This window comes from Streptomyces sp. NPDC049687 (genome assembly GCF_044465285.1).
Lineage (GTDB): Bacteria > Actinomycetota > Actinomycetes > Streptomycetales > Streptomycetaceae > Streptomyces.
The window spans coordinates 15,393-37,310 of the sequence record NZ_JBITLN010000003.1 but is presented as its reverse complement, the minus strand read 5'-3'; the positions used below and the strand labels follow the sequence as shown (position 1 = coordinate 37,310).

General features: G+C 70.7%; 20 protein-coding genes. 9 read left to right on the top strand and 11 right to left on the bottom strand.

What is annotated here, in order from left to right; translation table 11 throughout:
• Positions 1-207: 207 nt before the first annotated feature.
• Entirely contained in the window at positions 208-543 is a 336-nt protein-coding gene (locus tag ACIBVL_RS10200) for an Lsr2 family protein (protein ID WP_399095007.1), read from the top strand.
• Here ACIBVL_RS10200 and ACIBVL_RS10195 read toward each other — a convergent pair.
• Positions 522-1,184: an SCO3374 family protein gene (locus ACIBVL_RS10195; RefSeq protein WP_399095004.1), complete on the bottom strand. Its 663-nt coding sequence runs from the start codon at positions 1,182-1,184 to the stop codon at positions 522-524. The genes ACIBVL_RS10200 and ACIBVL_RS10195 overlap by 22 nt on opposite strands.
• A gap of 432 nt (positions 1,185-1,616) precedes the next feature.
• Between ACIBVL_RS10195 and ACIBVL_RS10190 the strand changes: the two genes are divergently transcribed.
• The gene (locus ACIBVL_RS10190) at positions 1,617-4,142 is read left to right on the top strand and encodes an ATP-dependent Clp protease ATP-binding subunit (protein WP_399095001.1); all 2,526 of its coding nucleotides are present in this window, start codon (positions 1,617-1,619) and stop codon (positions 4,140-4,142) included.
• 363 nt (positions 4,143-4,505) lie between these two features.
• On the opposite strand, the gene ACIBVL_RS10185 is transcribed toward ACIBVL_RS10190, so the two are convergent.
• Positions 4,506-5,138, bottom strand: a complete 633-nt coding sequence (locus tag ACIBVL_RS10185; protein ID WP_399094998.1) for an HAD family acid phosphatase — start codon at positions 5,136-5,138, stop codon at positions 4,506-4,508.
• A 516-nt stretch (positions 5,139-5,654) separates the two neighbouring features.
• Here ACIBVL_RS10185 and ACIBVL_RS10180 point away from each other — a divergent pair.
• Positions 5,655-6,239 (top strand): M23 family metallopeptidase, encoded by a 585-nt coding sequence (locus tag ACIBVL_RS10180; protein ID WP_399094995.1) that lies wholly within the window; start codon positions 5,655-5,657, stop codon positions 6,237-6,239.
• Between the two features lie 12 nt (positions 6,240-6,251).
• Here the strand turns inward: ACIBVL_RS10180 and ACIBVL_RS10175 are convergent, their stop codons facing one another.
• Positions 6,252-6,839 carry a TetR/AcrR family transcriptional regulator gene (locus ACIBVL_RS10175; protein WP_399094992.1) on the bottom strand — a complete coding sequence of 196 codons (588 nt, stop codon included), beginning with the start codon at positions 6,837-6,839 and terminating at the stop codon, positions 6,252-6,254.
• A gap of 136 nt (positions 6,840-6,975) precedes the next feature.
• Here ACIBVL_RS10175 and ACIBVL_RS10170 point away from each other — a divergent pair, with 136 nt between their 5' ends.
• From ACIBVL_RS10170 to ACIBVL_RS10160, 3 genes are all read left to right on the top strand, one after another.
• Entirely contained in the window at positions 6,976-8,550 is a 1,575-nt protein-coding gene (locus tag ACIBVL_RS10170) for an MDR family MFS transporter (protein WP_399094989.1), read from the top strand.
• Positions 8,551-8,626: 76 nt separating this feature from the next.
• Complete coding sequence (locus ACIBVL_RS10165; RefSeq protein WP_399094985.1) at positions 8,627-9,109, top strand: helix-turn-helix transcriptional regulator; 483 nt, start codon at positions 8,627-8,629, stop codon at positions 9,107-9,109.
• On the top strand, positions 9,106-9,540 hold the full coding sequence (locus ACIBVL_RS10160; protein WP_399094982.1) for a VOC family protein: 435 nt from the start codon (positions 9,106-9,108) through the stop codon (positions 9,538-9,540). The genes ACIBVL_RS10165 and ACIBVL_RS10160 overlap by 4 nt, the downstream gene beginning before the upstream one ends.
• 74 nt (positions 9,541-9,614) lie before the next feature.
• On the opposite strand, the gene cseC is transcribed toward ACIBVL_RS10160, so the two are convergent.
• The 5 genes from cseC to ACIBVL_RS10135 all read right to left on the bottom strand — a co-directional run bounded on the left by cseC (position 9,615) and on the right by ACIBVL_RS10135 (position 14,282).
• Positions 9,615-10,949: a two-component system sensor histidine kinase CseC gene (gene cseC, locus ACIBVL_RS10155; RefSeq protein WP_399094979.1), complete on the bottom strand. Its 1,335-nt coding sequence runs from the start codon at positions 10,947-10,949 to the stop codon at positions 9,615-9,617.
• 19 nt (positions 10,950-10,968) lie between these two features.
• On the bottom strand, positions 10,969-11,667 hold the full coding sequence (gene cseB, locus ACIBVL_RS10150) for a two-component system response regulator CseB (protein ID WP_399094976.1): 699 nt from the start codon (positions 11,665-11,667) through the stop codon (positions 10,969-10,971).
• A gap of 176 nt (positions 11,668-11,843) precedes the next feature.
• Positions 11,844-12,530: a hypothetical protein gene (locus ACIBVL_RS10145; protein ID WP_399094973.1), complete on the bottom strand. Its 687-nt coding sequence runs from the start codon at positions 12,528-12,530 to the stop codon at positions 11,844-11,846.
• Positions 12,515-13,057, bottom strand: coding sequence for a SigE family RNA polymerase sigma factor (locus ACIBVL_RS10140; RefSeq protein ID WP_399094970.1), 543 nt, complete (start codon positions 13,055-13,057; stop codon positions 12,515-12,517). Before ACIBVL_RS10140 ends, ACIBVL_RS10145 begins: the two co-directional genes overlap by 16 nt.
• A 301-nt stretch (positions 13,058-13,358) precedes the next feature.
• Positions 13,359-14,282 carry an A/G-specific adenine glycosylase gene (locus ACIBVL_RS10135; RefSeq protein WP_399094967.1) on the bottom strand — a complete coding sequence of 308 codons (924 nt, stop codon included), beginning with the start codon at positions 14,280-14,282 and terminating at the stop codon, positions 13,359-13,361.
• Positions 14,283-14,540: 258 nt separating this feature from the next.
• Between ACIBVL_RS10135 and ACIBVL_RS10130 the strand changes: the two genes are divergently transcribed.
• On the top strand, positions 14,541-15,359 hold the full coding sequence (locus tag ACIBVL_RS10130) for a hypothetical protein (protein ID WP_399094964.1): 819 nt from the start codon (positions 14,541-14,543) through the stop codon (positions 15,357-15,359).
• A 15-nt stretch (positions 15,360-15,374) separates the two neighbouring features.
• Here ACIBVL_RS10130 and disA read toward each other — a convergent pair whose 3' ends face one another.
• Both disA and radA read right to left on the bottom strand, forming a co-directional pair.
• Complete coding sequence (gene disA, locus ACIBVL_RS10125; RefSeq protein WP_399094961.1) at positions 15,375-16,499, bottom strand: DNA integrity scanning diadenylate cyclase DisA; 1,125 nt, start codon at positions 16,497-16,499, stop codon at positions 15,375-15,377.
• 80 nt (positions 16,500-16,579) lie between these two features.
• Positions 16,580-17,989, bottom strand: a complete 1,410-nt coding sequence (radA, locus tag ACIBVL_RS10120; protein ID WP_399094958.1) for a DNA repair protein RadA — start codon at positions 17,987-17,989, stop codon at positions 16,580-16,582.
• Between the two features lie 237 nt (positions 17,990-18,226).
• Between radA and ACIBVL_RS10115 the strand changes: the two genes are divergently transcribed.
• The gene (locus tag ACIBVL_RS10115; protein ID WP_399094955.1) at positions 18,227-19,966 is read left to right on the top strand and encodes a hypothetical protein; all 1,740 of its coding nucleotides are present in this window, start codon (positions 18,227-18,229) and stop codon (positions 19,964-19,966) included.
• On the opposite strand, the gene ACIBVL_RS10110 is transcribed toward ACIBVL_RS10115, so the two are convergent.
• The gene (locus ACIBVL_RS10110; RefSeq protein WP_399094952.1) at positions 19,963-20,817 is read right to left on the bottom strand and encodes a hypothetical protein; all 855 of its coding nucleotides are present in this window, start codon (positions 20,815-20,817) and stop codon (positions 19,963-19,965) included. The genes ACIBVL_RS10115 and ACIBVL_RS10110 overlap by 4 nt on opposite strands.
• Positions 20,818-20,888: 71 nt before the next feature.
• Between ACIBVL_RS10110 and ACIBVL_RS10105 the strand changes: the two genes are divergently transcribed.
• On the top strand, positions 20,889-21,830 hold the full coding sequence (locus ACIBVL_RS10105; RefSeq protein WP_399094949.1) for a Ppx/GppA family phosphatase: 942 nt from the start codon (positions 20,889-20,891) through the stop codon (positions 21,828-21,830).
• The last annotated feature ends 88 nt before the right edge of the window (positions 21,831-21,918 follow it).

The following is a 21,918-nucleotide window of genomic DNA, read 5'->3' as shown; positions in this document are numbered from 1 at the left end:
GGCCGACGGACCTTGCCCGGTGCCCTATGTCCGAAACGCGCACGTTTCCGGGCGAGGGCCGGGCTCCGGGTCTCCGCCAGGGGTTTGTGTTTTTCCGGCAAAAGCGGTTTGCTTTCCGACGTACTGCAGTACTGCATATAACAGGGCGCGGCTAAACGGCGGACGCCGCGGACCCCGTCCCTCACGTTATCGATGAAAGGAAATCCGGTGGCACAGAAGGTTCAGGTCCTTCTTGTCGACGACCTCGACGGCGGCGAGGCGGACGAGACCGTGACGTTCGCGCTGGACGGCAAGACCTACGAGATCGATCTCACGACGTCCAATGCAGACAAGCTGCGCGGGCTTCTCGAGCCCTATGTGAAGGGCGGCCGGCGTACGGGAGGCCGTGCTGCGGGTGGGCGTGGAAAGGCGCGTGCCGCTGCCGGCAGCAGCCAGGACACCGCTCAGATCCGCGCTTGGGCGAAGGAGAACGGTTACGAGGTCAACGACCGTGGCCGAGTTCCGGCGCAGATTCGCGAGGCTTACGAGAAGGCCAACGGCTGAGCGCAGGCGCGCCGCAGTCGGACACGGTGACAGTGCGTCGCCAGCGTGTCCACCAGCCGCACCAGATCGGGGGCGTCTCCCGCGCCCCCCGACGCCGACATCGTCGGCAGCGAGGCCTCGGCCCCGCATCCCGGCACGGGGGGTCGCACCCACACGGCGGCCCCCTGCGACGGCTCCGGACGGGGGCGGCCCGTCGGCGCGGGTGCCTGCGGACCGGGCGACCGGGGTGTCCGCGCGGACGGGTGTCCCGGGGGCTGCGGAGCCGGAGGCACGGGGGCCCGCATGAGCGTGCCCGGGCCGAGCGCCGTCAGGTCCAGGGGGAGTGCGCCCCACTCCAGCCACTGAAGGATCCCCGGCAGCTCCTCCGCGCTGCCCGCCGCCACCAGCAGCCGCATCCGCCCGCCCTCCACCGCCACCGGAGAGCCCGGCGCCAGGCGCCCGAGTGCCGCGTGACCCGCCTCGGCGGGCACCTCCAGTACGTCGAAGCGCTCGCCCACCAAAAGTCGTACCGGCTTCCCGGGCACCGTCGCCCACCCCAGTTCGTTCTCGTACCAGCCGCGGATCGGGTCGTCCGGATCGGCGGGGTCGAGTGGCCGTCGAGGGAGGGGGACAGCGGTGATCGGGGGAACTGAGCCAACCATGCCGAGTGCAACCGCCCGAGCGGGCCCGGAGTTACGCCGCGTGTCCGACCGGATGCGCAGGGTGCCGGAAAAGGGGACGCGCAGGTGTCTCGGGAGGCGCAAGGTTGTTCGCCCGTAGCGGAGGGAAACGGTGCGCACGGCATGGACTGTCGGTGCCGGCGGGTAAGACATCCCTAGTGGGAGGGGGCGACACGCAGGAAAGGGTGTCTCACGTTCGCCATCGGCGTACTGATGGTGAGGGTAACCACCTGGCCTGCGGGAACATCGTCTCGCACCATCGGGTTGGAGCAGATGTCGGCGTTAGCGGGGTCAGGAGGCCATCGACGGTGTCGGCAGTTGGAATGAGCGGTCCCCGCTTGCGGGACTAAGCTGCGGAAGGACAGGGAGGGGAAGTTCCCCCCACTGCCTGACCGCTCTGAGGAGCGATTAACGATGTTCGAGAGGTTCACCGACCGCGCGCGGCGGGTTGTCGTCCTGGCTCAGGAAGAAGCCCGGATGCTCAACCACAACTACATCGGCACCGAGCACATCCTCCTGGGCCTGATCCACGAGGGTGAGGGTGTCGCCGCCAAGGCCCTTGAGAGCCTCGGGATTTCGCTCGAGGCGGTCCGCCAGCAGGTGGAGGAGATCATCGGCCAGGGCCAGCAGGCCCCGTCCGGGCACATCCCCTTCACCCCCCGTGCCAAGAAGGTCCTGGAGCTGTCGCTCCGTGAGGCCCTTCAGCTGGGCCACAACTACATCGGCACGGAGCACATCCTGCTCGGCCTGATCCGCGAGGGCGAGGGCGTCGCCGCCCAGGTCCTGGTCAAGCTGGGCGCAGATCTCAACCGGGTGCGGCAGCAGGTCATCCAGCTGCTCTCCGGATACCAGGGCAAGGAGACCGCCACCGCCGGCGGGCCTGCCGAGGGCACCCCCTCGACGTCCCTGGTCCTCGACCAGTTCGGCCGGAACCTCACCCAGGCCGCTCGTGAGTCCAAGCTCGACCCGGTCATCGGGCGCGAGAAGGAGATCGAGCGGGTCATGCAGGTGCTGTCCCGCCGCACGAAGAACAACCCGGTCCTGATCGGTGAGCCCGGCGTCGGCAAGACCGCCGTCGTCGAGGGCCTCGCCCAGGCCATCGTCAAGGGCGAGGTGCCCGAGACCCTCAAGGACAAGCACCTCTACACCCTGGACCTCGGCGCGCTGGTCGCCGGCTCCCGCTACCGCGGTGACTTCGAGGAGCGCCTGAAGAAGGTCCTCAAGGAGATCCGCACCCGCGGCGACATCATCCTGTTCATCGACGAGCTCCACACGCTGGTCGGTGCGGGTGCCGCCGAGGGCGCCATCGACGCGGCTTCCATCCTGAAGCCGATGCTGGCCCGCGGTGAGCTGCAGACCATCGGTGCGACCACGCTGGACGAGTACCGCAAGCACCTGGAGAAGGACGCGGCCCTGGAGCGCCGTTTCCAGCCCATCCAGGTCGCCGAGCCGTCCCTGCCGCACACGATCGAGATCCTCAAGGGTCTCCGTGACCGGTACGAGGCGCACCACCGCGTCTCCATCACCGACGAGGCGCTGGTCCAGGCCGCCACCCTGGCCGACCGGTACATCTCGGACCGCTTCCTGCCGGACAAGGCGATCGACCTGATCGACGAGGCCGGTTCCCGGATGCGCATCCGCCGGATGACCGCTCCGCCGGACCTCCGCGAGTTCGACGAGAAGATCGCCGGCGTCCGCCGCGACAAGGAGTCCGCGATCGACTCGCAGGACTTCGAGAAGGCGGCCTCTCTCCGCGACAAGGAGAAGCAGCTCCTGGCCGCCAAGGCCAAGCGGGAGAAGGAGTGGAAGGCCGGCGACATGGACGTCGTCGCCGAGGTCGACGGCGAGCTGATCGCCGAGGTCCTCGCCACGGCCACCGGCATCCCGGTCTTCAAGCTGACCGAGGAGGAGTCCAGCCGCCTGCTCCGCATGGAGGAGGAGCTGCACAAGCGGGTCATCGGCCAGAACGACGCCGTCAAGGCGCTGTCGAAGGCGATCCGCCGTACGCGTGCCGGTCTGAAGGACCCGAAGCGTCCGGGTGGTTCGTTCATCTTCGCCGGCCCGTCCGGTGTCGGTAAGACCGAGCTGTCCAAGGCGCTCGCCGAGTTCCTCTTCGGCGACGAGGACGCGCTGATCTCCCTCGACATGTCGGAGTTCAGCGAGAAGCACACGGTCTCGCGTCTCTTCGGCTCCCCGCCCGGATACGTGGGCTACGAAGAGGGCGGTCAGCTGACCGAGAAGGTCCGCCGCAAGCCGTTCTCCGTCGTCCTCTTCGACGAGGTCGAGAAGGCCCACCCGGACATCTTCAACTCGCTGCTGCAGATCCTGGAGGACGGTCGTCTGACCGACTCCCAGGGCCGGGTCGTGGACTTCAAGAACACGGTCATCATCATGACGACCAACCTCGGCACGCGGGACATCTCCAAGGGCTTCAACCTGGGCTTCGCGGCCACGGGTGACACGAAGTCGAACTACGAGCGCATGAAGAACAAGGTCTCGGACGAGCTCAAGCAGCACTTCCGCCCCGAGTTCCTCAACCGCGTCGACGACGTGGTCGTCTTCCCGCAGCTGACGCAGGAGGACATCCTGCGGATCGTCGACCTGATGATCGGCAAGGTGGACGAGCGTCTGAAGGACCGGGACATGGGCATCGAGCTCTCCCAGTCCGCCAAGGAGCTGCTGTCCAAGAAGGGTTACGACCCGGTGCTGGGTGCGCGTCCGCTGCGTCGCACGATCCAGCGCGAGATCGAGGACTCGCTCTCGGAGAAGATCCTCTTCGGCGAGCTGCGCCCCGGTCACATCGTGGTCGTGGACACCGAGGGCGAGGGTGAGACCAAGACCTTCACCTTCCGCGGCGAGGAGAAGTCGGCGCTGCCCGACGTCCCGCCGATCGAGCAGGCGGCCGGCGGCGCCGGACCGAACCTGAGCAAGGAGGCGTAAGCCTCAGCGGCACGCGAAGCGGGGCCGCCCCGGGACCGACGTTCCGGGGCGGCCCCGCTTCGTTGTGGTCCGGAAGCTCCAGCGGGTTGACGGCGAAGTCGAGAGTCGGTCGGGCTCCAACTGTTCGGCCACGCCGAACCGTTGGACGACGGGGGAAGCCGACGACCGGGCAGCCGGACACCGGATCCCGGATCTTCAGCGGCGCACCGGTCCGTTCGTCCTGCTCCCGCGCGGGAAGGCGCGGCTCGTTCGAGGTGCCCATGCGTTCCCACCCGTAACGCGTCATGGGGCCGGTACCCGAAGGTGCCGGCCCCGGCGCGGGTGTGCGTGCCGGACCGGCGGAAGCCGGTGGGCGGGGTGGTGTCAGGACAGCTGACCGTCGTAGTCCGGCAGCTTGTACGTCTTCTCGGCGTGGCCGCCCGACAGGTCGGTGGCGCTGTTGCCGATGTTCGCGATGATCGTGTAGCCCTTGTTCTCGATGTCGACGCGCTGGGCGGTCTTGTAGGCGGCGACGTCCTTGAAGAGGTCGAACAGGCCGCGGACGTAGAGCCCGGAGACGTTGTAGCCGACGTACTTGAGGTTGTAGTCGGTCACCCCGGCGATGATGCCCGGGCGGGCGGTGACGAAGAACAGGGAGACGCCGTGCTGCTGGGCGTACCGGGCGACGTCGAGGACCGGCTTGTTGGCCGGCTGGGGGTAGCTGAAGCCGAAGTCGGTCTCCAGGGTGGTGTTGTCGATGTCGAAGACGATCGCCGGCTTCTCGCCCGCCCCGGCGGCGGCGATGCGCTGCTTCAGATACGGCAGGGCCTCGTTCATCACGGCCTGGCAGTCCGTCTGCCAGGTGGCGTAGTCGACGTCCGCCGCGGCGGCGGTGGCGACGGTGGAGGTGCTTGTGTCCGTCGCGGCCTGGGCGCCGGCCGGGACGGCCATCGCGGTGAGGGCGGCCGTCGTCACGACGGTCATGGTGATACGGCGCGTCCAGGTGCCTCTGTTCATGTGTGGGGTCCTCTCGCGTCCTTGCGCAGCCGGTGTCGTGAGCATGTTGATCGGTGGGAGTGGCCTGAGGGGAACCAGCGGGTTACTGGACGGTAGGGGCTGGTGAGAGGCCGGTCACAGACCCGTGCAGACGTTCGTGACCAGGGTCACAAGTGGCCCTCGAGGCAAGGGTGTAGCCCCCGTCACATTCCGAAGTCCCTTAAGGGCGTTGGCCGGTGACATGCCGCACAGGTCGTTTGTCCGGTACTAGGCCGGATAGTGGCAGGGCTAAATCTGGCAAAAAGGACATACGGCCTGAAGGCTCGACGGCCCCCGGGTCTCCGGCGTGGATCGGCGCCAAATGGGACGCATAGGGCCATGTGTCAAGAAGAGGGTTGTTGTGGGGCGAAGTACTAGCTTCCGTCGTACGTCATACGTTTGGGGGCGTACCGACCTCGGGGTTACCAAGGGATGGCCCACCCGGCAGGCGTTCATACGCCGGGTGATTTCTCTGTCCCCGTCCTCATGAGGTCTTCGATGTTCCAGCGCGTCACGTCCCGTTCTTCCCGTACGTCCCTGCTCCGCACCCGCGTGGCCGTCGGGGCCGCCGCCCTCGGTGCCTCGGTCGTGCTGGGAACCGGGGTGGCGTCCGCCGCCGCGCCCGCCGCCGCCCCGGCCACCGCCAAGACGGCCGTCTCGGCCACCGGCTGGGTCAAGCCGGTGGCGAAGTACACCAAGTCCGCGAGCTTCCACCAGGCCGGCGCCATGTGGCAGTCCACCCACAGCGGGCAGGACTTCGCCGTGCCGAGCGGTACCAAGGTCATGGCCGCGCACGGTGGCACCGTGGTCAAGGCCGGCGGCAACGGCGCCGGCGACGGCCCCGCCTACGGCAACGCCATCGTCATCAAGCACGGCAACGGGACGTACTCCCAGTACGCCCACCTCTCCCGTATCGACGTGAAGGTCGGCCAGATCGTCAAGACCGGTCAGCGCATAGCCCTGTCCGGCAGCACCGGTAACTCCAGCGGCCCCCACCTGCACTTCGAGATCCGTACGACCGCGAACTACGGCTCCGCGATCGACCCGGTGGCCTTCCTGCGCGCCAAGGGCCTGACCGTCTGACGTGACGGGTGGTCAGGCGCCGTGGTGCGCCTGGCTGACCAGATCGACGGCGACCTCGAGGACGGCCGCGCGCTTCTCCTCCGGGTCGCCGTCGATGTCCTGCAGGAAGAACATCCCGGCGTGCAGCGTGAAGATGGCGCTCACGCAGCGGACCTGATCGGTGAGCGGGGCGTCCGGGTCGATGAAGATGTCGCGCAGACCGCGCATGCGGTCCTTGAAGGAGTCGCCGATCTCCAGCTCCCGCACGGTCGCCTGGTTCTCCTGCATGAAGCGGAAGAGCGGGGCCGCGTCGGCCAGGGCCTGGCTGTAGCGGCGCACCATCTCGTGCTTGGTCTCCAGGGTGTGCGGCTGCTCCCTGCCCCACTCGATCAGCTCTTCGATCGGCTTCGTCAGATCCGTGAAGATGCCGACGATGATCTCTTCCTTCGTCTTGAAGTGGTAGTACAGGGCCGCCTTGGTGACCTCCAGACGCTCCGCGATCTCGCGGAGGGAGGTCTTCTCGTAGCCCTGCTCGGCGAAGAGTTCGAGCGCGACGTCCTGGATGCGCTGGCGGGTGTTTCCGCGACGCTGCTGCTTGGTGCCGTCCATGGTGACGTCCATCCTCGTACTCCTCGCGCCGCCGCGGAAACTTACTTGACGACCGGCTAGTGACAGGTCTACTTTCCTCAGTGTAGTCAACTAGCCGGGCGGCAAGTAAGTGGGCGGCTCGAAAGCAGTACCCCAGGGGAGTGGAACGATGGCGGACACACAGTCGGTCGAGACCGAGCCGGAGAAACAACCGAGGAGCGTGCGGGTCGTCCTCCTCGCTCTGATGATCACGATGATGCTCGCGATGCTCGACAACATGATCGTGGGCACCGCGATGCCGACGATCGTGGGTGACCTCGGCGGCCTGGAGCATCTGTCGTGGGTCGTGACCGCGTACACCCTCGCGACCGCGGCCGCCACGCCGATCTGGGGCAAGCTCGGTGACATGTACGGGCGCAAGAGCGCGTTCATGACCTCGATCGTGATCTTCCTGATCGGATCCGCGCTCAGCGGTATGGCCCAGAACATGGGCGAGCTCATCGGCTTCCGTGCCGTGCAGGGCCTCGGCGCCGGCGGTCTGATGGTCGGCGTCATGGCGATCATCGGCGACCTGATCCCGCCGCGCGAGCGCGGCAAGTACCAGGGCATGATGGCCGGCGTCATGGCGCTCGCGATGATCGGCGGCCCGCTCGTCGGCGGCACCATCACCGACAACTGGGGCTGGCGCTGGTCCTTCTACATCAACCTGCCGCTCGGCGCGGTGTCGCTCGCGCTGATCAGCGCCGTCCTGCACCTGCCGAAGAAGCGGGCGAAGGCGGGCATCGACTACCTCGGTGTCGTGCTGCTGACCGTGGGCATCACCTCCATCGTCCTCGTCACCACCTGGGGCGGCACGGAGTACGCCTGGACGTCCGCGCGGATCATGGAGCTGATCGGGATCGGCGTCGCCGCGCTCATCGGGTTCGTGTTCTGGCAGACCCGGGCCGCCGAGCCGATCGTGCCGCTGCACATCTTCCGCAGCCGCAACTTCACACTGATGTCCCTCATCGGCTTCATCACCGGCTTCGTGATGTTCGGCGCGACCCTCTTCCTGCCGCTGTACCAGCAGTCGGTGCAGGGCGCCTCCGCGACCAACTCCGGACTGCTGCTGCTGCCGATGCTCGGCGCGATGCTGGTGACCTCGATGGTCGCGGGCCGCGTCACCACGAACACCGGCAAGTACAAGATCTTCCCGGTCGTCGGCAGCGTCCTGATGGTCGTCGGGCTGTACCTGCTGTCGACGATGGACACCGGTACGTCCCGTCTGACCTCCGGCATCTTCATGGCCGTCGTCGGTCTCGGCATGGGCTGCCTGATGCAGATCACCATGCTGGTCGCGCAGAACAGCGTGCAGATGAAGGACATGGGCGTCGCCTCCTCCTCCACCACCCTGTTCCGTACGCTCGGCTCCTCCTTCGGTGTCGCGATCATGGGCGCGCTGTTCAACAACCGGGTCCAGGACGTCATGGCCGAGCGGGCCGGCGCGCTGGGCTCGAAGATCACCGAACAGTCCGCGCAGCTGGACGCGGCCGGTCTGGCCAAGCTGCCGGTGGCCGCCCGCGAGGCCTACCAGCACGCGGTGTCGGCCGGTACGCACTCGGCGTTCCTGCTGGGCGCTGTGGTCGCGGTGGCCGCGCTGGTGGCTGCGGTGTTCGTGAAGGAGGTTCCGCTGAAGGGAGCGGGGCCGCAGAAGACGGACGGGGACGCGGTTCCCACGCAGCCGCCAGTCGTCGAGGCGGTCTGACCTCACCCTCCTGGAAGGCCCCCGGCGGTGTCCGCCCCGGGGGCCTTCCCGTGTACCCCGTGCCACCATCGGCCCCATGGACAAACTGCGGCAGTTGCGGCTGGCCAAGGACGCCATGGACCGTGACTGGGCCGATCCGGAACTCGATCTGGACGCCGTGGCCGCGCACGCCGGGTACTCGCGGTATCACTTCGTACGGGCCTTCAAGGAGGCGTACGGCGAGACACCCGGCCAGTACCTCACCCACCGCCGGATCGAGCGGGCCGAGGAGATGCTCCGCAGCGCCGATCTGAGCGTCACCGAGATCTGCCACCTGGTCGGCTTCAGCAGCCTCGGCACCTTCTCCGCCCGCTTCAAGACCCGCACCGGGCTGACCCCGACCGAGTACCGGGCCAAGCACGTGGGCCGGGGGGCCGCCCTGATCCCCGGGTGCTACGCGATGCTGTGGGCCGGTGGCTTCCCCACCACGAGGACCGCAACTTCGAAGAAGCGCCCCGGCCCGGGCCCCGCCTACGGTGACGCGCAGGACCCCTCGCAGGACAGGAGAGCAGAGCCATGATCAAGGGCCTGGGCATCACCACCGTATGGACCTTCGACCAGCAGCGCACCAAGGCCTTCTTCACCGAGAAGCTCGACTTCGAGGTCCGCGACGACGTCTCCATGGGGGACATGCGCTGGGTCACCGTCGGCGCCAAGGACCAGCCCGGCGTGGAGCTGGCCCTGATGAGCCTCGACGGGCCCGGCCTCGACCCCGAGTCCTCCGAGGCGCTGAAGAAGCTCGTCGGCAAGGGTGTGATCGGTGCCGGCGCCTTCCGCACGGACGACTGCCGAGGCGACTACGAGACCTTCAGGGCGCGGGGCGTCGAGTTCCTCCAGGAGCCTCAGGAACGGCCGTACGGCATCGAGGCGATCTTCCGCGACGACAACGGCAACTGGTACTCGCTGACCCAGCGCAGCGAGGAGCTGGACTTCTCTAAGGACTTCGGGTGAAGGACTGCGGCTCAAGGTCTGCGGCTGAAGACCGTCGGGCGGAGAATTTCGGCTGAGCCGACGAGAGCCCCCGCCTACCGCATCATCGGGAAGCTCCCCGTGTTCGTCGGCGCGTGCTCCGGCAGCCACAGGACGGCCACGGCGCCCTCCGCCGGTATGCGCTCCGGCGCCCCCGCGGGCCGTACGTTGCGGAAGGTGAGCCGGGCGCCGAGGACGCGGGCCTGGCCCGCCGCGATGGTCAGACCCAGCCCGTGACCGTGCCCCGCGCGGTCGGCGCTGCCCGTGCGGAAGCGCCTGGGGCCCTCGGCGAGCAAGGCCTCGGGAAAACCGCGGCCGTGGTCGCGGACCCGGATGACCCGGCCCTCGACGGTGACCTGGATGGGCGGCTTGCCGTGCCGCGCGGCGTTGGCGATGAGGTTGAACAGGACCCGCTCCAGGCGCCGGGGGTCGGTCGTGACCATCGACTCGTGGACCACCCGCACCTCGACGTCGGGGTCCTTGGCCGCCACCCGCCGGGCGACGAACTCGCCCAGCACGATGTCCTGCAGCTCGGCCCGCTCCGAGGCACCGTCCAGGCGGGCCACCTCCAGCACGTCCTCCACGAGCGTGCGCATGGCCTTCGCCCGGTCCAGGACCAGCTCGGTGGGCCGGCCGGGCGGCAGCAGCTCGGCCGCCGTCAGCAGGCCGGTGACCGGGGTGCGCAGTTCGTGCGCGATGTCGGCGGTGACCCGGCGCTCGGCCTCCAGCCGCTCCTGCAACGTGTCCGCCATGGCGTCCACCGCACTCGCCAGGTCGTCGGTCTCGTCCCGCACGACCCCGCCGATCGCGTCCCGGACGCGGACGTCCGACTCCCCCTTGGCGACCTGGTTGGCCGCGGCCGCCGCCTTGCGCAGCCGACGCGAGAGCTGCCCGCCGATGAGCACCCCGAGCGCGCTGCCGCCGAGGACGACCGCGATGGAGCCGATCACCAGGGCCTGGTCGAGGTCGTTGAGGATGTCCGTGCTGCGGTCGGTGAAGCCGGTGTGCAGGGAGAGCACATGCCCGTCCTTGAGCGGCACCGCCGCCCAGATGTCCGGCACGCCTCCCGCGCGGTCGGCCACGAACGTCACCCGGCGCCCGTCGGCCACCTTCTTCCGCAGCTCCGAGGGCAGGCGGGGATCGTCGATCACGGTCTTGGGGAAGTTCAGCCGTCCGGTCAGCTCGTAGTTGCGCTGCGCGATCTGGACACGCTCGTCCGCGAGGTCGCGGGCGTTGTCCAGCATCGACACCCGGGCCGCGTTGTGCACGACGAGGCTGAGCGCGATCGCCACCAGCGCGCCGACCAGCGCGATCGCCGCGCTCAGCTTCCACCGCAGACCCGTACGGATGCCCACGCCCTCCGCACGGGCGGGAACCAGGTGCCGGATCATCCCCTCTCCCCCCGCCCGCTCAGGCCTTCAGCTTGTAGCCGAAGCCACGGACCGTCTCGATGCGGTCCTGGCCGATCTTCGTACGCAGCCGCTGCACATGGACGTCCACGACCCGGGTGTCACCGCCCCAGCCGTAGTCCCACACCCGCTCCAGCAGCTTGTCCCGTGACAGGACCGTGCCGGGAGCGGAGGAGAACTCGAGCAGCAGACGCATCTCGGTCGGCGTCAGGGCCACCGGCTGCCCGTCCTTGCGGACCTCCATGCCCTCGGTGTCGACCTCCAGGTCGCCGAAGGTCAGCACACCGCCCGCCGGGGCGGCGTCCTCGCTCCGGTCGCCGCCGCCCGCGTGCCCGAAGCGGCGCAGCACGGCGCGGATCCGGGCGACCAGGACGGCCCCGTCGAACGGCTTGGTCACATAGTCGTCGGCGCCGGCCTCCAGGCCCAGGACGACGTCGATGGAGTCGGCGCGCGCCGACAGCATGATCACCGGCACGGTCGACTCGTCCCGGATGCGGCGGCACAGGCTCACCCCGTCCAGGCCGGGCACCATGACGTCCAGCAGCGCGATGTCGGGGCGGTCCGCCCGGAACGCGTCCAGGCCGGACAGCCCGTCGGGCATCGCGGTGACCACGAAGCCGTCCCGCTCCAGGGCGAGCTGGGTGGCCTCGCGGATGACGTCGTCGTCCTCGACGAACAGGACGTGGGTTTGGTCTGCCATCCCGGTGCTCTCAGTCCTCTGATGGATGTCGTGTCGGTGGTACGTCTGGTCGGGGTACCCCTTGAGGGGACGCGCGGAGAGTCCGCCGCGTTCAGCGCGGGGCACTCATCCATTGATCGGAACGAGCGGCCCGATCGGTTCACGGTTCCGGAAAACTTCTTCTCCGGTCCGCCGCGTCAGCCGCTCTCCGGCACCGGCGTCGGGTCCTCACCCACGATGCTGCTGTAGTCGTTGTGGATGCTGAACTCCTTGACGAAACGTTCCGCGGTGGTCCAGCGGTAGGTGATCACGTTCTCGCCGGACGGGTCCGAGACGGGGTCGCCCTTCGCGTACACCTGCTGGGTCACCACCAGGTCGCCCCGGTCGATCTCCGCGTAGACCGGGGGCTCCTCGGCCTTGAACACGTTCTCGTACCGGTCGCCCTCCTCCCGGTACACGTAACTGCCGACCCCCATCGCGTCGCCGCAGGTCAGCACGTTCACCACGATGTCCGTGGCGGGACCGCCGGTCAGATCGCCGTAGGAGACGTCGACCGGGTACTCGTCGCCGACGCACGGCTTCAGCCCGCGCTTGACCTCCGCCGAGACCTCGGGGTCGTCCTTGAGGAGCCGCACCGCGTCCACGCCGGCGGGGGTCTCGCTGGGCGCGGCCGAGGGCGACACCGTCGCCCCCCCGGCCACCGCGTCCGCCGGGCCCTCGTCACGGGCGCCGGTGCCGCCGGTGGCGCACGCGGACACGAAAAGGGCGAGGGCGGCGAGCACGGTCACCGCCGTGATCGCCGCCTGGAAGATCCCCCGGGCCGGTGGGGGCCCGAAGGCGCTGTCCGAGGGGACACCGCCCCGATCGGTCAGGCCGCCGTGCAACGCTCCCGCTCCTCACGCTCCAGCGCGCGTGCGTCCAGATCGCGGGCTTCCAGCTCCTCGCGGAGCCGGGCGAGCGCCCGGTGCAGCGTGCTCTTGACCGTTCCGGCCGACATGCCGAGGGCGGCGGCCGTCTCCTCCGTGGACATCTGCTCCCAGTGTCGCAGCACCACGACACTGCGCTGCTTGGGAGCGAGCACCTTCATGGCGTCCATCAGCAGGGCGCGGTCGGCGTGCTGCTCGGCGGAGTCGTCCACGGACGCGTCCGGGAGCTGCTCGGTGGGCACTTCCTCCAGCTTGCGGGCGCGCCACCACTCGGTCCGCGTGTTGATCATGACCCGGCGCAGATAGGCGTCCGCGAGCCGCTTGTCCGCTATGCCCTCCCAGCGGCCGTACGTCCGGGCCAGGGCCGTCTGCAGCAGGTCCTGCGCGTCGACCGGGTCCGGGACCAGCCGGCGGGCGCTGCGCAGCAGCGCGTCCTGCCGGGTGCGGACGTACTCCTCGAACTCGAGCACCTCGCCCTGCGCCATGGTCAACCCCTCCGTTTTCCCCGTCCGGCTCGCGGTTCGTCCGCCGGTTTCCTGCCTGTGGTCCGTCACTGTCGCGCCCTCGGTGGGCACACAAACGAAGCTACGGAGGTGTTGTCACGGGGCTGTGCGAAGCAGCCTGCGGCCAGCGCTCGGCTGTCCGTCGGTTGTGTAACGGAAATCAGATCTGGGTAAGAAGGCGGGCTCAATTACTCATACATGAGGCGATTTGTCCGGCCGGTGGGTGTGACAAAGCCCGGGTAACGACTGTGATGAAGCCGGATTCCTGTGAAGTGACCGTGCGTCAGGTCAGCGGCAGGCGGTACAGCCCGTCCGGCAGCGGCTCCACCAGTCCGTCCGCGACGAGGCCGTCCAGGGCCCGCGCGCGCTGCACCGGCTCGTGCCACACCCGGTCCAGGACCGCCTGCGGCACGGCGGCATGCGCCTCCCGCAGGACGGCGAGCAGCTTGCCGCGCACCTGCCGGTCCGTACCGGCGTACGTCTGGCCCCGGCGCGGCGGGCCGTCGTGCTCCGGCTTGCCCGCGAGCCGCCAGGCGCACTGCGCGGCGATCGGGCAGCGCACGCACGTCTCGTTCCTGGCCGTGCACACGAGCGCGCCGAGTTCCATGGACGCGGCGGCCCAGCGGGCGGCGGTCCTCTCGTCCTCCGGGAGCAGGGCGCGGGCCAGCTTGCGCTCGGCGGCCGTCGTGGCGTTCGGCGGGTACTGCACCCCGGTGACGGCGCGCGCGAGGACCCGGCGCACGTTGGTGTCCAGCACGGCGTGCCGCTGGCCGTACGCGAAGGAGGCTACGGCCGCCGCCGTGTACTCGCCGATGCCGGGCAGCGCGAGCAGTTGCGCGTGGTCGCACGGTACGTCGCCGCCGTGCCGTTCCGTTATGGCCACCGCCGCTCCGTGCAGCCGCAGGGCGCGGCGTGGGTAGCCCAGCCGGCCCCAGGCGCGTACGGCCTCGCCGGGGGCCTCCGCGGCCAGGTCGGCGGGGCGCGGCCAGCGGGCGAGCCACTGCTCGTAGACCGGCAGGACGCGGCTGACCGGCGTCTGCTGGAGCATGAACTCGCTGACCATCACGCCCCACGCGCCGGCCTCGGGGTGCCGCCAGGGCAGGTCGCGGGCGTTGTCCTCGAACCAGTCGATGACGGGGGAGTGCAGGTCCGCACCGGGGACGGCGTCGGCGGGGCTGCTGTGCGGGGGTTTCGTGGGCGCAGTCATGGCCCTTCCGATCCTGCCATGGGCCGCGGGCATGCGTGCGGACCGTCGCCCGGCCGCGTCTGCCGCTGGGCGCCGCCTCGCGCGCGTGCCCGCGGCCCATGGCCACGGGGCAAGGGATGCCGCGGCGAACGACCGGGGCGTGCGCCGGGGTGAAGTCGGGCGCGGCGAAGCGGAGTCCGGGATGATGATCCGGAAAAGTTGTCGTTCGGGCGGCGGGTGGGGCCAGCGAACGGGGCGATCTCTCGTACAGTTTGCGCCGTGGGATCTCTGCGCAATCCGATCGGGCCGCTTCCCTCCTCCATCTACTGGCGCCGGAGGGTCGTACTGCTGTCCGTGATCGCCCTGTTGGCGCTGCTCATCACGTGGATCGTCACCTCGGGCGGGGGTGGCGGCGACAACGGCGCCAAGGGATCCAGCGGCAAGAATCCCGCGTCCTCGATCACACCGGGGCCGTCCGGGTCGGGGCCCGCGATCAGCCAGGCCCCGGGCGGGCGCGACGAGTCGAGCGCGAGCCCCACCGGCGGCTCGGGGGACGGCTCGGGCACGGGCTCGGGGGACGGCTCCGGCTCGGGCTCCGACGGCTCCGGCTCCGACGCGGGCGGCGGCGGCACCGACGACGGCGCCAACGGCAGCGGCAGTGGTTCGAGTACGACGCTGCCGGCCGGGACCACTTTGCCCAACTGCACCGCCAGCGTGGTCAAGTTGAGCCTGCGCAGCGTCCGCAACGCCTACTCGCCGGACGAGACGCCCACCTTCCGGCTCACCGCGGTGAACTCCTCCGGCAGCGACTGCAAGGTCGACCTCGGCCCGAAGACCGCCGTGCTGACGATCACTCAGGCGAACGGCGACGACGACTACTGGTCGTCGGCCGACTGCCCGAAGGTGTCCGGCAGCCTCCTGTACCGGGTGCCGGCGGGCGGCAGCTTCACCTACACCGTGAAGTGGGACCGCAAGCCGAGCGCCCCGGAGTGCGCGACGCCCCCGGCGGGATCGGCCGGGGCGGGGACGTACCTCGTGGAGGCCAAGGCCCCGGGATTCGCGCAGGCGCAGACGTCGTTCGTGCTGAAGGACGACTGACCCAGGCGCGCGGCCTCAGACGTACCGCTCCAGGATGGACGACTCCGCCAGCCGGGACAGGCCTTCGCGGACGCTCCGGGCCCGTGCCTCGCCCACGCCGTCCACCGTCTGGAGGTCGTCGACGCTGGCGGCGAGGAGCTTCTGCAGACCGCCGAAGTGCTCCACCAGGCGGTCGATGATCGCGCCCGGCAGCCTCGGCACCTTGGCCAGCAGCCGGAAGCCACGCGGGGAGACCGCCGAGTCGAGCGCCTCGGGAGAGCCGGTGTAGCCCAACGCGCGGGCCACCGTGGACAGTTCGAGCAGCTCGGCGTGACTGAGGGCGTCGAGCTCGGACAACGCCTCGTCGACCGTGCGGGAGCGCTTGGCGGTCGGCTCGGGGACGTAGTCCCGGACCACCAGCTCGCGCTCGGGCTCGAGGCCCGCGATCAACTCGTCCAGCTGGAGGGCGAGCAGACGGCCGTCCGTGCCCAGTTCGACCACGTATTCGGCGATTTCGGTGGCGATGCGGCGGACCATCTCCAGACGCTGGGCCACCGCGGAGACGTCCCGGACCGTCACCAGGTCCTCGATCTCCAGCGCTGACAACGTTCCCGCGACCTCGTCCAGGCGGAGCTTGTAGCGCTCCAGGGTCGCCAGGGCCTGGTTGGCGCGGGACAGGATCGCCGCGGAGTCCTCCAGGACGCGGCGCTGCCCGTCGACGTACAGGGCGATCAGGCGCATGGACTGGGAGACCGAGACCACCGGGAAGCCGACCTGCTTGGAGACGCGGTCCGCGGTGCGGTGCCGGGTGCCGGTCTCCTCCGTGGGGATCGTGGGGTCGGGCACCAGCTGGACGCCGGCGCGCAGGATCTTCGACAGGTCGGAGGAGACCACGATGCCGCCGTCGAGCTTGCACAGCTCGCGCAGGCGGGTGGCCGTGAACTCGACGTCCAGGTCGAAGCCGCCCGTACACATCGTCTCGACGGTCTTGTCGGAGCCGAGGACGATGAGCCCGCCGGTGTTGCCACGGAGAACCCGCTCGAGGCCGTCACGCAGGGCCGTGCCCGGAGCCACCGCGCTCAGCGCGGCGCGCATCAGGCCCTCGGCACCGGAACTCCCACCGGACTTTCCGGGAGCTGCCGCCCGGTCGTTGGCTGCCACTGCACTCCTCCGGTCGCAGGTCTTGGGCGCTCCCGTTTCGCGCACTCGGTTCGTACGGACGGGCGAGACCAGGGCAAAGTCTACCGGCGGTCCTCCGCCTCCCGTGGGGCCTCTCGCCGACGGGAGCGCGGCAGGACCCGCAGGGCGTCCCCCATGTCCGCGACTTCGAGCACCTTCATACCGGCGGGGATCTTGCCGGGATCGCCCGGTACGAGCGCGTGCGTGAAGCCCAGACGGTGGGCCTCGGAGAGCCTGCGCTGCACGCCCGTGACCCGTCTGACCTCGCCCGCGAGGCCCACCTCGCCGATCGCGACCAGGTTCTTCGGCAGGGGGGTGTCACTCGCCGCGGAGGCGAGCGCGAGGGCGATGGCCAGGTCCGCCGCGGGCTCGGAGAGCTTCACGCCGCCGACCGTCGCCGAGTAGATGTCCCGCTTGCCGAGCGCGCTGATCCGGCCGCGCTGCTCCAGGACCGCGAGCATCATCGACACCCGGGACGTCTCCAGGCCGGAGGTGGTGCGGCGGGGCGAGGGGATCTGCGAGTCGACGGTGAGGGCCTGGACCTCCGCGACCAGGGGGCGACGGCCCTCCAGGGTCACCGTCAGGCACGTACCGGGGACCGGTTCGTCACGTCTGGTCAGGAAAAGTCCGCTTGGGTCGGTCAGTCCCGTGATGCCCTCGTCGTGCAGTTCGAAGCAGCCGACCTCGTCGGTGGTGCCGTAGCGGTTCTTCACGCCCCGCACCAGGCGCAGGCGCGCGTGCCGGTCGCCCTCGAAGTGCAGGACGACGTCCACCAGGTGCTCCAGCAGGCGGGGTCCGGCGATCGCGCCGTCCTTCGTGACATGGCCCACCAGCAGCGTGGACATGCCGCGCTCCTTGGAGGCGCGGATCAGGGCCCCGGCCACCTCGCGCACCTGCGCCATGCCGCCCGGCGCTCCGTCGATCTCGGGGGAGGCCACCGTCTGCACGGAGTCGAGGATCAGCAGCGACGGCTTCACCGCGTCCAAGTGGCCCAGGACGGCGGCCAGATCGGTCTCGGCGGCCAGATACAGATGGTCGTGGATCGCGCCGATCCGGTCGGCGCGCAGCCGGACCTGGCTCGCCGACTCCTCACCCGTCACATACAGGGTGCGGTGTTCGTCACTCGCCGACTTGGCGGCCACGTCCAGCAGCAGGGTCGACTTGCCGACGCCGGGCTCGCCCGCGAGCAGCACCACCGCGCCGGGGACCAGGCCGCCGCCGAGGACGCGGTCCAGCTCGGGCACGCCGCTGGAGCGGGCCGTGGCCTGACGGCCGTCGACCTGTCCGATGGGCACGGCGGAGGTGGTGACGCGCCCCGGAGTCGTCGTACGGACCGCGGGCGCGCCGTACTCCTCGACCGTGCCCCAGGCCTGGCACTCGGGGCAGCGGCCGAGCCACTTGGCCGTCTGCCAGCCGCATTCCGTGCAGCGGTAGGACGGACGGTCCTTGGTGGTCTTCGTACGGGCAGCCATGGGGAAACCGTAACCGGCGCCACTGACAGCCGGGTGGGCCTGTGGACAACCGGAGGCCCCAGTCCCGGGACATCTGGGGGGAATCCGGGCACCCGCTGCGATCCGGCCACCGCCCGTCACGAACGGGCCACGGAACCTCCCGCGCCCATCCCCTTATGAGGGATCGTTTCACCCGTACGGATTAAAAGGACGCAAGGGACAAGGAGACCGCGTTCCGCGCCGCCTACGGTCGCACGGGTGATGAGCAGCAGCCCCGAAATCTCGACCCGCACGACCGGCGCACACCGGGCGCACCGGGAGGCGCGCGACCGCGCTGCGGGGCGCACGCTGGCACAGCGCCCGCCCGCGCGCTACGAGCCGTACCTGGACGGACTGTTCACCTACTGCCTGTCCGTGCTGTGCGACCACGACACGGCCGTCGCCGCCCTCGGAGACGCCCTCGCGCTCGCCGAGCGGCGCGGCCAGCGCGTCCCGGACGCCGCCGGGGAGCGCAGGGCCTGGCTGTACGCCCTGGCCCGCTGGGCGTGTCTGCGCAAGCTGGCCGAGGCCAAGCAGAAACGTCAGAGCGCCCATGCGGCGAGGCGCGGCGGAGCCCACCACCAGTCCGGCCCACAGCCTGTGGACAGTGCCACCGTCCCCGACGACGCCCAGGAGGAGCGGCGGCGCGAACTGGCCCTGCTGGCCTGGCCGGAGGCGGCCGGCACCACCCCGGAGCAGCGCGAGGCGCTCGAACTCGCCGTACGCCACCACCTCGCCGCCCACGAGGTCGCCGCCGTCCTCGGCATGGACCACACCGCCGCGCGCGAGCTGCTCGCCTCGGCCGCCTGCGAGGTCGAGCGCACCCGCGCCGCCCTCGCCGTGGTGGAGACCGGCGGCTGCCCCGGCGTGGCCCGCCTCACCGGCGACCACCAGCTGGTCCTCAGCGCCGCCCTGCGCCGCGAGCTCGTCCGGCACGTCGACGACTGCCCGCGCTGTCGCCGGGCCGCCGAGCGCGCCGTCCCGGGCCACTGGCCCGGCGCCGGGGTCACCCCCGCCGAGCTGCCCGTCCTGGAGGCGCCCCGCGCGGCCGTGCGCGTCGCGATGGCGCACCTCCCGCGCGCGCGGGGCGCCGCCGCCCCCCGCTTCGACCGACGCGGCTTCCCGATGGACCCCAAGGACCGCGCCGCCCGCCGCGACCGCCTCCGCGCGCGTGCCGTCACGACCGCGGTCGTCGCCACCGTCGTGGCGGCCCCCGTGCTCGCCCTCTGGGCGGCCTACCGGGGCACGCCCACCGCCGAGGGCGCCGACGGCCGCTCGGTCGGTGTCGGCGAGGCGCACGGCCCCGAGAGCCTGGAGGACGAGGCGGCCGGCGGCTACGAGAACGCGGGAAACGCCAGCACCCGACCCGGCACCGGCTTCGGCAAGGAACCCGAGCCGGACGTCTCCGTGGAGGTCGTCAGCGTCACGGGACTCGGCACGAAGGACGCCGGCCGGCTGGCCGTGACCGCCGGCACCAGCGGCGATACCACCGTGATCACCCTCACCGCCTCCAGGGACGCCGACGGGCCCGTCCGCTGGTCGGCCTCCACCGGTGCCTCCTGGCTCTACCTGAGCCGCGCCACGGGCACCCTGCGGCCCGGCGAGTCCGTGGCGGTCAAGGTCTACGTCGACCACCTGCGCGAGCCGTCCGGCCAGTGGCACGCACGCGTGGCGGTCGCCCCGGCGGGCGTCGTGGTCTCCATCGACGGCCACGGCATCGCGCCCGGCCCGCATCCGGGTACGGATCCCGGTACCGCCCCCGGCCCGGGCGCCCCCACCGACCCGCCCCCGCCGTCCTCCGACCCGGATCCCCCCACCGCGCCGTCCCCGGACCCCACCCAGGCCACCCCGCCGACCTCGACCGACCCCCAGCCCACGCCCAGCGGCTCCCCGTCCACACCGCAGGACCCGACACCGCCCCCGGACACCGGCGGCGACGCAAGCCCCTCCACGCCTTAGGCGGTGTCGACGGGATCCGCCGGATGCGGTGCCAGCAACGGAAGCCGCGAGGCCAGACGCTCCTCGCACAGCTCGACGAGTCGGTCGTAGCCCGCCTTGCCCATCAACTCGGTCAGCTCCGCCCGGTAGGACACGTACACCGGCTCGCCCGCGCCGTGCGCCGAGGTCGCCGACGTGCACCACCAGTGCAGGTCGTGACCGCCCGGACCCCAGCCGCGGCGGTCGTACTCGCCGATCGACACCTGCAGCACGCGCGTGTCGTCGGGCCGGTCGATCCAGTCGTACGTCCGCCGCACCGGCAGCTGCCAGCAGACGTCCGGCTTGGTCTCCAGGGGCTCGCGGCCCTCCCTGAGGGCCAGGATGTGCAGCGAGCAGCCCGCGCCGCCGGAGAAGCCCGGACGGTTCTGGAAGATGCAGGAGCCGTCGAACGGGCGCGTCTGGCGGTCGCCGTCCTCGTCCTCCGAGACCCAGCCGCCCCGCAGGCCCTCGTCGTGGTGCTGCCAGATGTCCGGAGTGAGACGCGCCACATGCTCGGCGACCCGCTTCTCGTCGTCCTCGTCGGAGAAGTGGGCACCCAGCGTGCAGCACCCGTCCTCCGCGCGGCCGGCCTGGATGCCCTGGCAGCCGCTGCCGAAGATGCAGTTCCAGCGAGAGGTCAGCCATGTCAGATCGCAGCGGAAGACCTGCTCGTCGTCCGCCGGATCCGGGAACTCCACCCACGCGCGAGCGAAGTCGAGGCCCTTCTCATCCGCTGCCAGGGCCTTCTTCGACTTCTTGGCCGCCGTCACCGGCTTCGCCCGCGAGGAACCGTCGGTGGATTTGTCGGCCTTCGCCTTGTTCGTCTTTGGCACCCGTCCAGGGTAAGACGCCAGAGGCCGCTTCGGGGACGGCCCAGGGCTTCACTGGCAGTAGCGTTCCCTACATGAGACTCGGTGTCCTCGACGTGGGATCGAACACGGTGCATCTCCTGGTGGTGGATGCACACCCGGGCGCACGCCCGCTGCCCGCGCACTCGCACAAGGCCGAACTGCGCCTGGCCCAGCTTCTCGACGGCAACGGGGCCATCGGCGCCGAGGGCGTCGACAAACTCGTCACGGTCGTGCACGAGGCGCTCCAGGCCGCCGAGGACAAGGGCGTCGAGGACCTGCTGCCGTTCGCGACCTCCGCCGTGCGCGAGGCCACCAACGCCGACGACGTCCTCGCGCGCGTGCAGGCCGAGACCGGCGTCGAGCTCCAGGTCCTCACCGGCGCCGAGGAGGCCCGGCTCACCTTCCTCGCCGCCCGCCGCTGGTTCGGCTGGTCGGTGGGCAAGCTGCTGGTCCTGGACATCGGCGGCGGCTCCCTGGAGATCGCCTACGGCATGGACGAGGAGCCCGACGCTGCCGCCTCCCTGCCGCTGGGCGCCGGCCGCCTCACCGCGGGCTGGCTGCCCGGAGACCCGCCCGACCCCGAGGACATACGGTCCCTGCGCCGGCACGTCCGCGCGCAGATCGCCCGTACGGTCGGCGAGTTCAGCCGCTTCGGCGCCCCCGACCACGTCGTCGCCACCTCCAAGACCTTCAAACAGCTCGCCCGTATCGCCGGCGCCGCCCGCTCCACCGACGGCCTCTACGTCCAGCGTGAACTCAAGCGCGAGTCCCTGGAGGCCTGGGTGCCCCGCCTGGCCGGCATGACCACCGCCCAGCGCTCCGAACTCCCCGGCGTCTCCGAGGGCCGCGCCAACCAGCTCGTGGCGGGCGCCCTGGTGGCCGAGGGCGCGATGGACCTGTTCAGCGTGGAGAGCGTGGAAATCTGCCCGTGGGCGCTCAGGGAGGGCGTGATCCTGCGGCGCCTGGATCACATGGGGTCGGAACAGCCGGCCTGAGGGAGCGGGGCGGTGACGCACACGGTGCCGCCGCGTGGGCGCGAGCCCCCACGACGGAGCCGTGCCCGCCTATGGCGAACACCACAAC

Excerpts from the sequence above, each read along its gene's own strand:
- ACIBVL_RS10135 (WP_399094967.1), bottom strand. The coding sequence starts at position 14,282 with ATGACTGCGCCCACGAAACCCCCGCACAGCAGCCCCGCCGACGCCGTC.
- radA (WP_399094958.1), bottom strand. The coding sequence starts at position 17,989 with ATGGCTGCCCGTACGAAGACCACCAAGGACCGTCCGTCCTACCGCTGC.
- ACIBVL_RS10195 (WP_399095004.1), bottom strand. The coding sequence starts at position 1,184 with ATGGTTGGCTCAGTTCCCCCGATCACCGCTGTCCCCCTCCCTCGACGG.
- cseB (WP_399094976.1), bottom strand. The coding sequence starts at position 11,667 with ATGGCAGACCAAACCCACGTCCTGTTCGTCGAGGACGACGACGTCATC.
- ACIBVL_RS10190 (WP_399095001.1), top strand. The coding sequence starts at position 1,617 with ATGTTCGAGAGGTTCACCGACCGCGCGCGGCGGGTTGTCGTCCTGGCT.
- ACIBVL_RS10140 (WP_399094970.1), bottom strand. The coding sequence starts at position 13,057 with ATGGCGCAGGGCGAGGTGCTCGAGTTCGAGGAGTACGTCCGCACCCGG.
- ACIBVL_RS10175 (WP_399094992.1), bottom strand. The coding sequence starts at position 6,839 with ATGGACGTCACCATGGACGGCACCAAGCAGCAGCGTCGCGGAAACACC.
- ACIBVL_RS10180 (WP_399094995.1), top strand. The coding sequence starts at position 5,655 with ATGTTCCAGCGCGTCACGTCCCGTTCTTCCCGTACGTCCCTGCTCCGC.
- cseC (WP_399094979.1), bottom strand. The coding sequence starts at position 10,949 with ATGATCCGGCACCTGGTTCCCGCCCGTGCGGAGGGCGTGGGCATCCGT.
- ACIBVL_RS10160 (WP_399094982.1), top strand. The coding sequence starts at position 9,106 with ATGATCAAGGGCCTGGGCATCACCACCGTATGGACCTTCGACCAGCAG.
- ACIBVL_RS10185 (WP_399094998.1), bottom strand. The coding sequence starts at position 5,138 with ATGAACAGAGGCACCTGGACGCGCCGTATCACCATGACCGTCGTGACG.
- ACIBVL_RS10165 (WP_399094985.1), top strand. The coding sequence starts at position 8,627 with ATGGACAAACTGCGGCAGTTGCGGCTGGCCAAGGACGCCATGGACCGT.
- ACIBVL_RS10170 (WP_399094989.1), top strand. The coding sequence starts at position 6,976 with ATGGCGGACACACAGTCGGTCGAGACCGAGCCGGAGAAACAACCGAGG.
- ACIBVL_RS10105 (WP_399094949.1), top strand. The coding sequence starts at position 20,889 with ATGAGACTCGGTGTCCTCGACGTGGGATCGAACACGGTGCATCTCCTG.